General features: G+C 61.7%; 12 protein-coding genes. All 12 read left to right on the top strand.

Annotated elements, in window-relative coordinates; all coding sequences use genetic code 11:
• On the top strand, positions 1–624 hold a 624-nt coding region (locus tag AB5405_RS07910), incomplete at its 5' end, for an HhH-GDP family DNA glycosylase (protein ID WP_368138101.1).
• A 114-nt stretch (positions 625–738) separates the two neighbouring features.
• Positions 739–1278 carry a rubrerythrin gene (gene rbr, locus AB5405_RS07915; protein WP_006235152.1) on the top strand — a complete coding sequence of 180 codons (540 nt, stop codon included), beginning with the start codon at positions 739–741 and terminating at the stop codon, positions 1276–1278.
• Positions 1279–1587: 309 nt separating this feature from the next.
• Positions 1588–2220, top strand: coding sequence for a hypothetical protein (locus tag AB5405_RS07920; RefSeq protein WP_368138102.1), 633 nt, complete (start codon positions 1588–1590; stop codon positions 2218–2220).
• Between the two features lie 432 nt (positions 2221–2652).
• Positions 2653–3087 (top strand): hypothetical protein, encoded by a 435-nt coding sequence (locus tag AB5405_RS07925; protein WP_368138103.1) that lies wholly within the window; start codon positions 2653–2655, stop codon positions 3085–3087.
• Positions 3088–3210: 123 nt separating this feature from the next.
• Positions 3211–3741, top strand: coding sequence for a DUF6036 family nucleotidyltransferase (locus AB5405_RS07930; protein ID WP_368138104.1), 531 nt, complete (start codon positions 3211–3213; stop codon positions 3739–3741).
• Entirely contained in the window at positions 3738–4301 is a 564-nt protein-coding gene (locus AB5405_RS07935) for a hypothetical protein (RefSeq protein ID WP_022095169.1), read from the top strand. Before AB5405_RS07930 ends, AB5405_RS07935 begins: the two co-directional genes overlap by 4 nt.
• Before the next feature lie 51 nt (positions 4302–4352).
• Positions 4353–5708 carry a DNA recombination protein RmuC gene (locus AB5405_RS07940; RefSeq protein ID WP_346979755.1) on the top strand — a complete coding sequence of 452 codons (1356 nt, stop codon included), beginning with the start codon at positions 4353–4355 and terminating at the stop codon, positions 5706–5708.
• Positions 5709–5831: 123 nt separating this feature from the next.
• Positions 5832–7634, top strand: a complete 1803-nt coding sequence (locus tag AB5405_RS07945; RefSeq protein ID WP_368138105.1) for an ABC transporter ATP-binding protein — start codon at positions 5832–5834, stop codon at positions 7632–7634.
• A 63-nt stretch (positions 7635–7697) separates the two neighbouring features.
• The gene (nth, locus tag AB5405_RS07950) at positions 7698–8363 is read left to right on the top strand and encodes an endonuclease III (RefSeq protein WP_349091937.1); all 666 of its coding nucleotides are present in this window, start codon (positions 7698–7700) and stop codon (positions 8361–8363) included.
• Positions 8364–8520: 157 nt separating this feature from the next.
• Positions 8521–12153 (top strand): transcription-repair coupling factor, encoded by a 3633-nt coding sequence (gene mfd, locus AB5405_RS07955; protein WP_368138106.1) that lies wholly within the window; start codon positions 8521–8523, stop codon positions 12151–12153.
• 211 nt (positions 12154–12364) lie between these two features.
• Entirely contained in the window at positions 12365–13228 is an 864-nt protein-coding gene (locus tag AB5405_RS07960; protein ID WP_368138107.1) for a phosphatase PAP2 family protein, read from the top strand.
• Between the two features lie 45 nt (positions 13229–13273).
• The coding region (locus tag AB5405_RS07965) for a threonine aldolase family protein (protein ID WP_368138108.1) at positions 13274–14045 on the top strand (772 nt) is incomplete at its 3' end.

Below are 14045 nucleotides of genomic sequence, written 5' to 3' on the forward strand. Positions count from 1 at the left end.
GTCGTAGGGGATTGGGGCGGGGAGTTTCCGCGTGAGACGCGTGACTTGGTCGCCCTGCCTGGTATTGGCCCGGCAACGGCGCAGGGTATCCGGTCGTTTGCGTTTGATCTTCCGGGTGTGTATCTGGAGACCAACGTGCGCACGGTCTTTCTGCATCACTTCTTTCCCGATGTACCGGCTGTTCCCGATCGCGAGCTGGTGCCGCTGATTCAGGCGGCCTGTCCGGCGGCTCCCGATGCGGCGACCGACGAGATTACGCCCTTTGCCGTGCCTCAAGACGATGCCGATACGCCGCGCGCGTGGTATTACGCGCTGCTGGATTACGGCGCGTATCTTAAAAAGACGCTGCCCAATCCGTCCAGGCGGTCGGCGGGCTATAGTCGTCAGTCCAAGTTTGAGGGCTCGCGTCGCCAAAAGCGCGCGCATATCGTGCGTATGTTGCTGGCAGCGCGCGATGGGCAGCCGGCGGGGATTACGCTTGCTGATGCCGTGGTGGGCGTTAACGAGATGGAAGCGGCAGCCGGTCGCGGGCCGGTCGAGTGCGACTTGATCGCGGGCATTCTAGCTGACCTGGAGCGCGAGGGCTTTTGCCGAGCCGAGGACGATCGTTGGTTGAGTGTGTAGCCCGCTCAAATCTGAAGAACGGGATTGTAAGGTTTAAATTCGCGGCTTGAGGGCATCCTAAAGACAAGGTCGCTCAAAGCCTATGGGCGGCACGTGTTGAAGGGAAGTACACCTATGGATTTTGAGAACTCTCAGACCAAGAAGAACCTCGAGACCGCTTTTGCCGGTGAGTCCCAGGCACACACCAAGTATCGCTACTACGCATCTAAGGCCAAGAAGGATGGCTACGTTCAGATCTCGAATATCTTTGCCGAGACCGCAGGCAACGAGTCCGAGCACGCCAAACTGTGGTTTAAGTATCTGCACGACGGCGCCGTTCCGGGCACTCTGGACAACCTGCGCGACGCCGCCGCGGGCGAGAACTACGAGTGGACCACGATGTACGACGAGTTCGCCAAGACCGCCGAGGAGGAGGGCTTTGCCGAGATCGCCGAGAAGTTCCGTGGCGTCGCCGCCGTCGAGAAGGCCCACGAGGAGCGCTACAACAAACTCGTCGAGCGCATCGAGTCGGGCGAGGTGTTTGAGCGCGAGGGCGTAAAGGTGTGGAAGTGCCTGAACTGCGGGCACCTGCACGTTGGTGCTGAGGCGCCCGAGGTGTGCCCGGTGTGTAACCACCCCAAGGCGTACTTTGAGGAGCAGGTGGTGAACTACTAGCGCTTGGCGTTGGCATGAGCTGGGCCGGGAGGGCGGGATTACCTTCCCTCCCCGCTCACGGCTCCGCAGGGTCGCGTTGAGGGAAGGTAATCCCGCCCTCCCGGCCCGCTTTGGGTCGTCGCGTGCTCGCTACAGAAAAGCTGATTAGAAGTTTGTGTGCCGCCCCTTTTGGGCGGCACGTTTTGTATAGGGATTGGGTTGCGGCCATTTGGTTGACGGGGCTTGCTCCGGGTTGGGGCGGCGCCGTTGTTTAGGGGGTACACTGGGTAGCGACTTTTAGTTTATCTACTACCTGATGGGGTGTTTTTTATGGGTAAGAAGTCTCGGGCTCGGGTTGCTGCGGCGGGAACTCGCAAGGATCCTGGTCGTCGGGTTGCCGGGGGCAAAAAGGCCGATCGTGCCGAGAAGGACAAGAAGGTCGGCGCGCACGCTCATCCTGAGTGGGCGCCCCATTTGAATTCGGCGAGTGAGGACCTGACTGCCAAGCTGTTTACGATGGTCGAGGTCATTTTGGGCGTGGTACCTGTGGTGGTCATTGGCCTGTTCCTGGCCTCTAAGGATGCCACGAGCGTGGAAAAGCTCACCGATGTCTTTTCTCAGGACCCCTCGATGGTGGTTACGTTTATCTCTGCGTGCCTGCAGCCGTTTGTGGCGTACATGCTGTATATGGTCTATCGCAAATACTGCGAGGGCGATGCGGGCTTTGCCGCCGGTAACCTGATCGGTCTTTTGTGCTCCGAGATCCTACTGCTCAATATCCCGGGCGTCATCGGCATGGGCATCTTGCTGTGGCGTGTCTGGCGCAACGTTGCCCCGCACTTTGAGAGCTGGTTGTTTGAACGCCGTGCAATGGGCGTGCTGGCAGACATCGCGGGCTCGCTCGTGATTCTAGCCTTGGCGTTTATGTGCGCCACCGCCACCCGAGGTCTCGCAGGCATGTAGTCTGTCCTCACCGACCACGGAGCGCAGGGCGGGGAAACCTTTCCCTCTCGCTCACGGCTTCGCAGGGTCGCGCGAGGCAAAGGTTTCCCCGCCCTGCGCTCCGGCGTTGAGTCGTCGCGTGCTCGTTACAGAAAAGCTGATAATAAGTTTGTGTGCCGCCCTTTGGGGCGGCACTTTTTGTGTGGGGTCCCTGTTTCCACAATTTCCGTCAAGCTTTTGGTTAGATTTTGGTCAGTTGGCGTAAGGGTGGAAGGCCAAAAGATTGCTGACGAAAAAAGCTCAGAGAAAGTGCTGGTAGGGGAGTTGTTGAGCTTTTCGACAGCTTTTGAGCAAAAGAAACTTTGTGGCTATTGCCGGCGATTGCGTTGTCGCGGTCATGGCGGTGCGGGATGCTGGTCGTAAGCGTCGAATTCTCCGACTTTGGAGGCCAACATGGACCTGTTTCTTGAGACTCCGCAGCAACAAGCTGAGCGCATGCTGCGTCAGCAGCAACGACTCATGGAGATGCAAATGCAAGGGGCGGCAGCCCAGCCCTTTGCGCAAAATGTCGTGCCCGCTGCTGTACCTGCAGCTGTGCCCGGGTGTGAATCGGCGCCAGAGGCCTATTCCGTACAGCAAGATTCATATGCGCAGGAGCTCGCGTTCGACAAGCGTCGTGCGCGTCGTCGCCGTGTGGGCCAGCGCTTGCGCACATTGGCGATGATCGTGCTCATCCCGTTAGGGCTTGCGGCCATCTTTCTGGCGTCGTATGCCCTCACGTGCATCCTCAACGGCGCATCGCCCAACGAGGTGCTCCAACATCTGTCAGCCCTCGGCCAGCGCCTAGGCGATGTCATAACAACCATCCAGGTCGGTTGGGAAGGCTGACGTTTGCCGCCATTGGTCTTCTTGGATGCAAGGATTATCGCCACGAGTGGAATCCTTGCATCTTACGGGCCCTATCGTGCGACTGAATAGTATTATTGAAGATGAATAATAATAGGATTTGATATGTATAAGCAGGATTTAGAGCAGACTCTGTTGGGCATTGACGAAGAGGCGGAGCTGGAAATAGGTCCAAGAGACGATAGACCGAGCGTTGTATTGGTGGGAGGAAGCGCCTTCATGCTAAACGATGTGACGAATCGGTCGGTTACACATGACATTGATGTGTTTGAGGCAGACAGGTGCCTCCGCGAGATCATAGCTCGATACCCCGAGGTGAATGGTATGGCGGTGACATATTGTAATCAGATGCCATTCAATTACGAAGATCGTTTGATTCCCTTGGATATTGGGGCGCGTTTTATCAGGTACTTTACGCCATCCTTGGAGGATCTGGCGGTAATGAAGCTCTATGCCTTCCGTCCGAACGACATCATCGATCTTCATAGTCAGGCATTCGTCGACCGACTTGATTGGGGGCTGCTCGAACGGCTTATATTCGACGAGGGAGAAGCACTGGCGTCGTCGCCTTCGGAGCGGAGTTATCAAGAGATGGTCTGTGCATACAGGCAATACAAAAAGGAGGTGCTCGGTTGAATCTGACCTTTGAGGGATTCTTAAAAGGCTATTGCCGAGAGCTATCCGGACAGCAGTCGCTCAGTTTTAGAAAACTGGTTAAGCAAGCGACGACGGTTGCGCCGCGCGTGGCGGAGCCCCTGTTTTTGCTCGCTTTGGCACAGGGTAAAGCCGAATACGTTCTGGGCTTATCCGAGGGTTCGTGGATGGAAGAGGGTTACCGAGGCGTTTTGTCCTTGTACGCCCAAACGGGTAGCCTGGCATCTCTATGCGCCGAGGACAAACTTCCTAATCGTTATGCCAACGTTTGGCGTGCGTATAGAGCGGTGAAGGAAAAGCCAGTGGCGGACAGAAGGATCAACGCCCTGATGCGAAAAAGAACGTTGGGAGCGCTAGAGGAATCGGGTGTAACGCGCTACGGTCTCTGCCGCGATTTGAATCTGAATAAGGGAAACGTGTACGCATATTTAGCCGGTGATGACTCAAAGGTGAGCAGGGAGACGGCGCGCCGCATTATGGAATATGCGGAGGAGAGGGGCGCCCAAGAAGGGGCCGGGCGCCCGGTGCGTATGGCGGGGTAAGATTGATCGCGGTTTTGATTGGTGCTCGATTGGGTTTGTTGGGCGGAGTTTATGTCTGCTATTGATATTGTGCTTGTTGCGATCGCCTTGGTGGCGGTGGGGGTTGCTGTGGCTTGCGCCCTCCAGCTCAAGAGCCTGCGTGCCGAGTTGCGGGAGCGTGGCGACAGTAGCGCGGAAACGCTGGCAGCACTCGAGCAGGCCAACAACGCGCTCGATGCCCTGAACGTCGCGCTGGCCGAAACTCGCCGCACGGCCAATGCCATCGCGCAGCAGCAGACGACAGATGCGGCCGTGGAGCAGCAACGTTACCTGACCATCGCACGTGAGTTTTCGCAAGCTGGTGACCGGATGGATGACCTGCGCCGCGAGACGGCCCAACAGCTCGGTGCCAACCGCGAGGGCATCGAGCACCGCCTGGACAAGGTGCGCGAGACGGTCGATGCCCAGCTGGGTGCTATCCGCAAAGACAACAACGTGCAACTCGATCAGATGCGCGCAACGGTGGACGAGAAGCTCTCCCGCACGCTCAACGATCGCCTGTCGGCATCGTTTAAGCAGGTGAGCGACCAGCTCGAGGCCGTGTACAAGGGCCTGGGCGACATGCAATCCATCGCCACCGGCGTGGGCGATCTTAAGCGCGTGCTGGGCAATGTGAAGGCGCGCGGTATTTTGGGCGAGGTGCAGCTGGGTGCGATCCTGACGGACATCCTTACGCCCGACCAGTATCTGGAAAACGTCGCCACCAAGCCCGGCGCCTCGGAGCGCGTTGAGTTTGCCGTCAAGCTGCCGGTGGACGAGGGCGATCCCGTGCTGCTGCCGATCGACTCCAAATTCCCGGGCGACGCGTACGAGCATCTGCTCGACGCCCAGGAGTCGGGCGATGCGGAGGCCGTTGCCGCGGCACGCAAGACGCTCGATATGATGGTGAAGCGCGAGGCCAAGGACATCTGCGAAAAGTACCTGAGCGTGCCCGCGACGACCAACTTTGGCATTCTGTTCGTGCCGTTTGAGGGACTGTACGCCGAGGTCGTCAGCCGCCCCGGGCTTATCGAGACCCTGGGCCGCGACTATCACGTCAACGTAGCCGGTCCCAGCACCATGGCTGCCATTCTCAACAGCCTGCAGATGAGCTACCAGACGTTTAGGCTGCAAAAACGTACCGACGACGTACTGCGCGTACTCTCTGCTGTCAAGGCCGAGTTGCCACGCTATCAGGCGGCGCTGCGCCGCGCCCAGCAGCAGATCGAGACCGCGGGCAAAACGGTTGAGGGCATCATCACCACGCGTACCAATGTCATGGAGCGCAAGCTCAAGGACATCGACGCGCTGGAAGACGCCAACCAAGCCGATGAGATCTTGGGACTCACATCCGCGGAGCTGCTCGCAGGCCAAAAAGACGAGGACTAGCTGCATCTGACGGCTGTGCGCCTGTACGAGCACGGCGCGGGCGCTTTTCGCATCGCGCTTGTCTGAAGTGCGCTTTAGTGTGCAACAATGGCGTTTCGCCCTATCAGACGCGAAAGGAAGCCCATGTCTCAGAGAAACACCAGTCCGCTCAAACGCTCCACCGTGCGTCGCACGCTGCAGCGTTTTTGGGACGTCACGCGCACGCAGCCGCTGATCGTCTTTCTCTCGGTGTTCTCGTCGGCGGGCTACATCTTTTTGCTCACGTTTGCCAACACCTATGTGATGGCCCTCATCGTCGACCGCGTCCAGGCCGGTCCCGTGGCAGGCGACCAGGTGTTTGAGGTCTTTGGTCCTTACATTCTGGCGCTCGTGCTCGTTAACCTAGTGGGCCAAATCCTCTCCAAGCTGCAGGACTACACCGTCTACAAACTCGAGATTGCGGGCAACTATCACCTGGCGCGCCTGTGCTTCGACACGCTCTCCAATCAATCCATGACATTTCACACCAGCCGCTTTGGCGGATCGCTCGTGAGCCAGACGAGCCGTTTTATGAGCGGCTATACGGGGCTGGTCGACGTGACGGTGTATTCGCTCATCCCCACCATCACCTCGGTCATCTGCACGGTGGCGGCGCTCGCCCCGGTGGTGCCCACATTTACCGTGATCCTGGTGTGCATCATGGCCGTCTACATCGCGTTTGTCTGGCTTATGTACAAGCGCATCATGCCGCTTTCGGCCGCGACGTCCGCCGCGCAGAACAAGCTCTCGGGCGTGCTCTCCGACGCGGTCACGAACATCTTGGCCGTCAAGACCTGCGGGCGCGAGGACTTTGAACGCGATCTGTTCGACGCCGCCGATCGTGCCGCGCGCGACGCCGAGACGGTCTCGATGCACGCCATGATGCAGCGCAACTTTACGACCTCGGGCCTCATCGTCATCACCATGGCCGTGGTGAGTGTGTTCGTGGCGGGCGGCAACGCGTGGTTTGGCATCTCGGCCGGCTCGCTCGTCATGATCTTTACCTACACCTATAACCTCACCATGCGCCTGAACTACGTGAGTTCCATGATGCAGCGCATCAACCGCGCGCTCGGCGATGCGGCCGAGATGACGCGCGTGCTGGACGAGCCACGTTTGGTGGCAGACGACCCGGACGCCCCTGAGCTCAAAGTGACCGAGGGCGCGATTGATTTTGAGCACCTGAGCTTTGCGTACCGTGACGCTGCGGCGGGCGAGAGCGTGTTCGATGACCTGACACTTCATGTGGCAGCGGGCCAGCGCGTGGGCCTGGTGGGCAAATCGGGCTCGGGTAAGACGACGCTCACCAAGCTGCTGCTGCGCCTGGACGATGTCCAGGGCGGCCGCGTGCTCGTGGACGGTCAGGATGTCTCGCGCTGCACGCAGCAGAGCCTGCGCCGCCAGGTTGCCTACGTGCCGCAGGAGGCACTGCTGTTCCACCGCTCCATTCGCGAAAACATTGCCTACGGTCGTCCCGGCACCACTGATGAGCAGATTCGCGAGGCAGCGCGCCTGGCCAACGCCCTGGAGTTTATCGACCGCTTGCCCCGTGGCTTTGACACCATGGTGGGCGAGCGCGGCGTCAAGCTCTCGGGCGGCCAGCGTCAGCGCGTGGCTATCGCCCGCGCCATCCTAACCGACGCGCCGATTCTGGTGCTCGACGAGGCGACCTCTGCCCTCGACAGCGAGTCCGAGGCGCTGGTGCAGGAGGCGCTCGAGAACCTGATGCGCGGCCGCACCTCCATTGTGGTGGCGCACCGCCTGTCTACCGTGGCGGCGCTCGACCGCATTGTGGTGCTGGCCGATGGCGAGGTCGTCGAGGACGGCACGCATGCGCAGCTCGTCGAGGCGGGTGGCGAGTACGCGAGCCTGTGGAGCCGTCAGACCGGCGCATTCTTGGAGGCGTAAGCGTCTCGGACGTGGGACAATTGTGCCCATAAGTTTATTGTGCCGTTGAGCCGAGGAGTCGTTATGCCACGCGAGACCAATGCCGCCAAGCGCGAGCGCGCCGTTGAGGTGTGTGAGCGCCTCAACCGTCGCTATGGCCCGGTCGAGTGCTTTTTGGACCACGAGAATCCCTTCCGCCTGCTGATCGCGGTGCTGCTCTCGGCGCAAACGACCGATGCGCAGGTCAACAAGGTGACGCCGCGGCTGTTTGCCCAGTGGCCCACGCCCGAGGCCATGGCTGGGGCGAGCGTGGCTGACGTGGCAGACACCATCAAGTCACTCGGCTTCTACAAGAGCAAAGCCAAGCATGCCGTCGAGGCCGCGCAGATGATCGTCGCCGACTATGGCGGCGAGGTGCCGGCCGACATGAAGGAGCTCGTGAAGCTGCCGGGCGTGGGACGCAAGACGGCGAACATCGTGCTCAACGTGGGGTATGGCATCGTGGAGGGCATTGCGGTGGACACGCACGTCAACCGCATTGCGCACCGCCTGATGCTGAGCCCCAAGACGCATGCCAAGGAGCCGCTCAAGACCGAGCAAGATCTGCTCAAGATTTTGCCGCACGAGTATTGGAAGTCGGTCAACCATCAGTGGATCACCTTTGGTCGCGAGATCTGCGATGCCCGCAAACCCAAGTGTGACGAGTGTCCGCTGGCAGATTTGTGCCCCAGCGTGCGCGTAGCGGGGTAGGGCGGAACGCATTTTCGTCTGGCGTTTTTTGCGGGGCTGGGTTTGCCCTTGAGCCGGAGTCCTCTCCATGCGCTACCATGACAGACAATGTATTTGACGTACGACCCGCCGAGCTTGCCCCGGCGGGCTTTTGGCGTTGCGATGCCGGAGGAACAGCATGCTCATTCACCGTATAGCCGCGCAGCTCTACACTGCCGAGGCGCTGCAGACCGTCGAGGCCGGACTCGATGCCGGCGAGGACGTGACGCTGGCCGTGTCGCAGTCGGGCCGCACGCTTATGGCGGCCGCCCAGTTTGCGCGCCGTCCGCGCCCGACGGTCTACATTGTGAGTGGCGAGGATGCGGCCGATCGCGCCGCGCGCAGCCTTGCCGCCTACGTGGGCCTGGCGCACGTGTGCCGTTTTCCCGAGCGCAAGGACTATCCGTGGCGCGAGCAGGCGCCCGACGATGCCGTGGTGGCGCAGCGCTGCGAGGCTCTGGGGCGCATCGTGCGCGGGGACAACTGCATCATTGTTGCCTCGGCCCGCGCGCTGCTGCGCTGCGTGCCGCCGGTCGAGAGCCGCTATTGGGAGTCCACGACCTTTGCGGTGGGCGAGGAGATTCCTTTTGACGAGGTGCCGCAGCGCCTGGTGGGCATGGGCTACACCAATGCCGGTGCCGCCGACGCGCCCGGCCTGTTCCGCGTGCACGGCGACACCGTAGAGGTGTTCCCCGCACAGGAAAAGGCGCCCGTGCGCATCGAGTTCTTCGGCGACGAGATTGACCGCATCCGCCGCATGGTGAGCTCCACGGGGCAGACCATCGGCAACGAGGACAGTATCGAGATCTTCCCCTGCCGCGAGCTGGCGCTTACCGACGATGCCGTCCACAACATGCACGTGGCGCTCTACCGTGCCAGCCAGGACGACAGCAAGCTGGCGGCGCTGCTCGAGATGGTGGATGCGCGCATCGTCACGCCCGAGCTCGACCGCTTTTTGCCGGTGATGTACGGCCAGACCGTAAGCCCGCTGTCGCATGTGAGCGGCAAGGCACTCGTGGTGCTGTCCGAGCCGCGCTCGCTGTTCGACGACTGCCTGCGTGCCTACGAGGATATCGAGGCCCGTGCCGGCGAGGCGGGGATTGACCGACTGGATGGCCTGTATGTACGTGCCCAGCAGCTCGATTTTGGTGCCCAGCAGCGCCTGAACTATGTGAGCCTGATTCGCGCGGGCGGTGCGGTTACGGCAGAGCTTAAGATTGAGCAGCCGGCCATCGCGGGCTCGGACAACCGTTTTATGACGCGCATTCAGGAAGTCGTGGGCAAGCGCTATGCCTGCGTGTTTGCCATCCCCGATCGCGGTGCGCGCGAGTCGATGGAGCTCACCTTTGGCGACGAGGGCATTACCTTTGAGGAATCGCTGACCGCGGCGCCCGAAAATGTCGGCGCTATCGGCGACCGCGTTCGCGTGGCAGCGGCGGATTCCGCCGACCGTGCCGCACGCCAGGAGGCCCATGCTTCCATTCGCGAGCGTAAGGCCGACGCGCTCAACGCCCGCTCGCTCGAGGCGGGCGCCGCGCAGGCTGCCGCCGGCGCCGCCGTGCCCACTATTTCGCGCGGACGTGTGACCTTTGTCGATGCCGCCTTGCCGCAGGGCGTGGTGGTGCCCGATGCCAACCTGGCCGTGTTCTCGATCGCCGACCTCAACGCCCGCATGGACGCCAACCGCGCGCGCAGCCGCCGCAAGGTGGACATTACGCAGATCACGTTCCCGTTTAAGCCGGGCGATTACGTGGTGCACGCCACCCACGGCATCGCGCTCTTTAGCGAGATCGCGCGCCAGGAAGTGGGCGGCAAGGAGCGCGACTACTTTTTGCTGGAATATGCCGACGGCGACAAGCTCTACGTGCCGCTCGAGCAGGTCGACCGCATCACACGCTATGTTGGCCCCGACGGCGACAAGCCGCGCCTGACCAGGCTCAATACCGCCGACTGGACGCGTGCCACCAACAAGGCACGCAAGAACGCCAAAAAGCTGGCGTTTGACCTGGTCGACCTGTATACACGCCGCTCGTCGATTACCGGTATCGCCTGTCCGCCCGATACGCCCGAGCAGATCGAGATGGAGGAGAGCTTCCCCTACGACGAGACGCGTGACCAGCTGGAGGCTATCGCCGACATCAAGGCCGACATGGAGGCGCCCAAGCCTATGGACCGCCTGCTGTGCGGCGACGTGGGTTTCGGCAAGACCGAGGTTGCCCTGCGCGCGGCGTTTAAGTGCGTGGACTCCGGCCGTCAGGTCATGGTGCTCTGCCCCACAACCATTCTGGCCCAGCAGCACTACGAGACCTTCTTTGAGCGCTTTGCCCCGTTTGGCCTCGAGGTCGAGGTGCTCAGCCGCTTCCGCACGCCGGCGCAGCAGAAGCGCGCGCTCAAGGCGTTTGCCGAGGGCACGATCGACGTGCTCATCGGCACGCATCGTCTGCTTTCGGCCGATGTGAACCCCAAGAACCTAGGCTTGGTGATCATTGACGAGGAGCAGCGCTTTGGTGTGCAGCACAAGGAGCAGCTCAAGAACCTGCGCGAGCAGATTGACGTGCTCACGCTTTCGGCAACGCCGATTCCGCGAACCATGCAGATGGCCACGAGCGGCGTGCGCGACATGAGCCTGATTACCACGCCGCCGACCGGGCGTCGTCCCGTGATCGTGCACGTGGGGGAGTATGACCCCGATGTGGTGAGCGCGGCGATTCGCCTGGAGGTGGGCCGCGGCGGTCAGGTGTACTACGTGTCCAACCGCGTCAAGACCATCGACGACGCCGTGGCGCGCGTGCACGAGGCCGCGCCCGAGGCACGCGTGGGGGTGGCGCACGGCAAGATGAGCCCGCGCGAGGTCGAGGACGTGATGATCGAGTTCGCGACCAAAAAGATCGATGTGCTCATCGCCACGACCATCGTGGAGAGCGGCATCGACAACGCGACCGCCAACACGCTGATCATCGAGGACTCGCAGCGCTTGGGCCTGGCACAGCTCTACCAGCTCAAGGGCCGTGTGGGCCGCTCTGCCACGCAGGCCTACGCGTACTTTATGTTCCCGGGCGAGCTGCCGCTCACCGAGGAGGCGACGGCGCGTCTGACCGCACTTTCCGAGTTCCAGGACCTGGGCAGCGGCATGCGTATCGCTATGCGCGACCTGGAGATTCGCGGCGCCGGCTCGCTTATGGGAGCCGAGCAGCACGGCAACCTGTCAAGCGTGGGCTTTGACCTGTTTACGCAGATGCTGGGCCAGGCCGTGGCCGAGGCGCGCGGCGATGGCGACGCCGGCGTGGAGGCGGCGAGCGTGGGTATTAACCTGCCGGCCGACTACTTCTTGTCCGAGGAGTACCTGCCGGCGGTGGATCAGCGCGTGCTCGTGTACCGTAAGCTCGCGGCGGCCGAGGACCTAGAGAGCATCGATGAGGTGCAGGAGGAGACCGAGGCTGCGCATGGCGAGCTGCCGTTGGCGGGACTCAACCTGTTCAATCGCGCACGAATCCGCATTCGCGGCGAGCGCCTGGGGCTCGAAAGCGTCACGCTCAGTGGCGGCCGCATCACGTTTTTGGGCGTCGACGTGCCCAAGAAGGTGGCCTTTGAGCTTAAGACCCGCTATGGCGCGGTGAACTTCCCCAAGAGCCGCAAGCTGTCGGTGCCCTACAAGGCGGGCGCCGGCGCGGGCAGCGGCCTGGGTCGCGGCCTCGACGCCAACGACGGCACCGGCCCGGTGGCCGCGGCGCTCATGCTGCTGCAGCAGTTGGGTGCCAGCGACGACGACTAACGGGTCGACGCTGCAAACGCCCCATTTGGGCAATCTGACCCTCACTCGTCGGTCGCGTACGCAAGTACGCTTCCCTCCTCCTTCGGGCCACCTTGCCACAAATGGAACGTTTTCGCTCACTTATGCTCAACCTGTAAGGGTATTTATGGGACAAAGCTATCTTTGCCCCACCACGTTGCGGGTCGACCCTTCGCCCCATCGAAAGGAAAGCATGTTCGGATACATCTATAAGAAAGATGTCGCCATTATCGCGGTTGTCCTGTGCCTTTGTCTGGGCGTGGGCAGTTTCTTCGATTATCAGATCTCGAGCGCGCTGTTCAACATCGGCAGCATGTACGGTCGCTTTATCGAGGCGGCCGGCGAGCTACCGTTCGAACTGACGGCGAGCATCGCGGGCGTTATGCTCGTGCGCGCGGTGCGTCCCGATTCCAGAGGGAGCAAATGGCTCGCCGTGCTCGGCATCCTTGTCAACGTTGGCCTGGCCGGCTACGAGATCGTCTCGTCCCTGAAGGTTGGCGGCAAACTCATTGCCGTTCAGCTGGTGCTGACGTTTGTGCTGGTGATCACCGCCAACCTTATCGTCTATCGCCTCACGCGCGCGACCGAGCCCGACGAGCTCACACGCTGGGCGCTGATGGTGCTTGTCGTGTGGATCGCTCAAGCCATCATCCTCAACGTCATTGTTAAGCCGTTGTGGTCGCGCCCGCGCATGCGCGTGATCGAGGTCACGCCGGGGCTCAATTTTCAGCCGTGGTGGGTAATCGGTAACCCCGACAAGTGGGCCTTTATCGCCGCCGGCGTAATCAAGGACGGCTTTAAGTCGTTCGCGAGTGGACACACGGCGCACGCGGCGATCGGCCTTATGCTCGCCGGGCTTCCCGCGGCGGCCTTTAAGGAAGAGCCGTCGCTCCGCCGGGTGGTCTTTTGGACGGCGGCTGTGGTCGCGGCGCTCGTCGCCTTTGGCCGTATCGTGATCGGAGCGCATTTTTTGAGCGACGTGAGCTGCGGCTTTGCCCTGGTGCTGGCGCTTGAGTGTCTCGCCGCGCGCATTGCCTATCCCAACGGCGTACAATAGCTCCGTTTGAATCATCTGGCCGATACCCGGTAAGAGAGGATTGCCATGCTCGCGTTTAACAACGATTATTCCCACGGCGCACATCCGGCGGTGCTGCAGGCGCTCGTCGACACCAATATGGAGCCGCAGCCCGGCTACGGTACCGATGCGCATACCGAGCGTGCCAAGCAGCTTATTCGCGAGGCCTGCCAGGCCCCCGATGCCGACGTGTTTTTTCTGGTGGGCGGCACGCAGGCCAACGCGACGGTGATCGATATGCTGCTCGCGCCGTACGAGGGCGTCGTTGCTGCCGAGACTGGCCACGTTGCCTGCCACGAGGCGGGCGCCATCGAGTTTGGCGGCCACAAGGTACTTACCATCCCCGGCTACGAGGGCAAGATGCACGCCGAGGACCTCGAGAACTATATCCAGGTGTTCTACGAAAACGAGAGCTACGAGCACACGGTGTTCCCGGGCGCCGTGTACGTGAGTCTATCGACCGAGTACGGCACGCTGTACTCCAAGGCCGAGCTCGCGGCGATTCACGCGGTGTGCCAGAAGCGCGAGATTCCGCTGTTTGTGGACGGTGCTCGTCTGGCCTATGCGCTGGCGGCCGATGAGTGCGACATTACCCTGCCCGAGCTGGCGCAGCTGTGCGACGTGTTCTACATCGGCGGCACCAAGTGCGGCGCGCTCTGCGGCGAGGCTGTGGTGTTCTGCGGCATGCACGCTCCGGCGCATCCCATTCCGCGTATTAAGCAGCACGGTGCGTTGCTGGCCAAGGGCCGCCTGACGGGCGTGCAGTTTGAGGCGCTCTTTACCGATGGCCTGTATTTTG

The organism is Collinsella aerofaciens (genome assembly GCF_040920445.1).
GTDB lineage: Bacteria > Actinomycetota > Coriobacteriia > Coriobacteriales > Coriobacteriaceae > Collinsella > Collinsella aerofaciens_BH.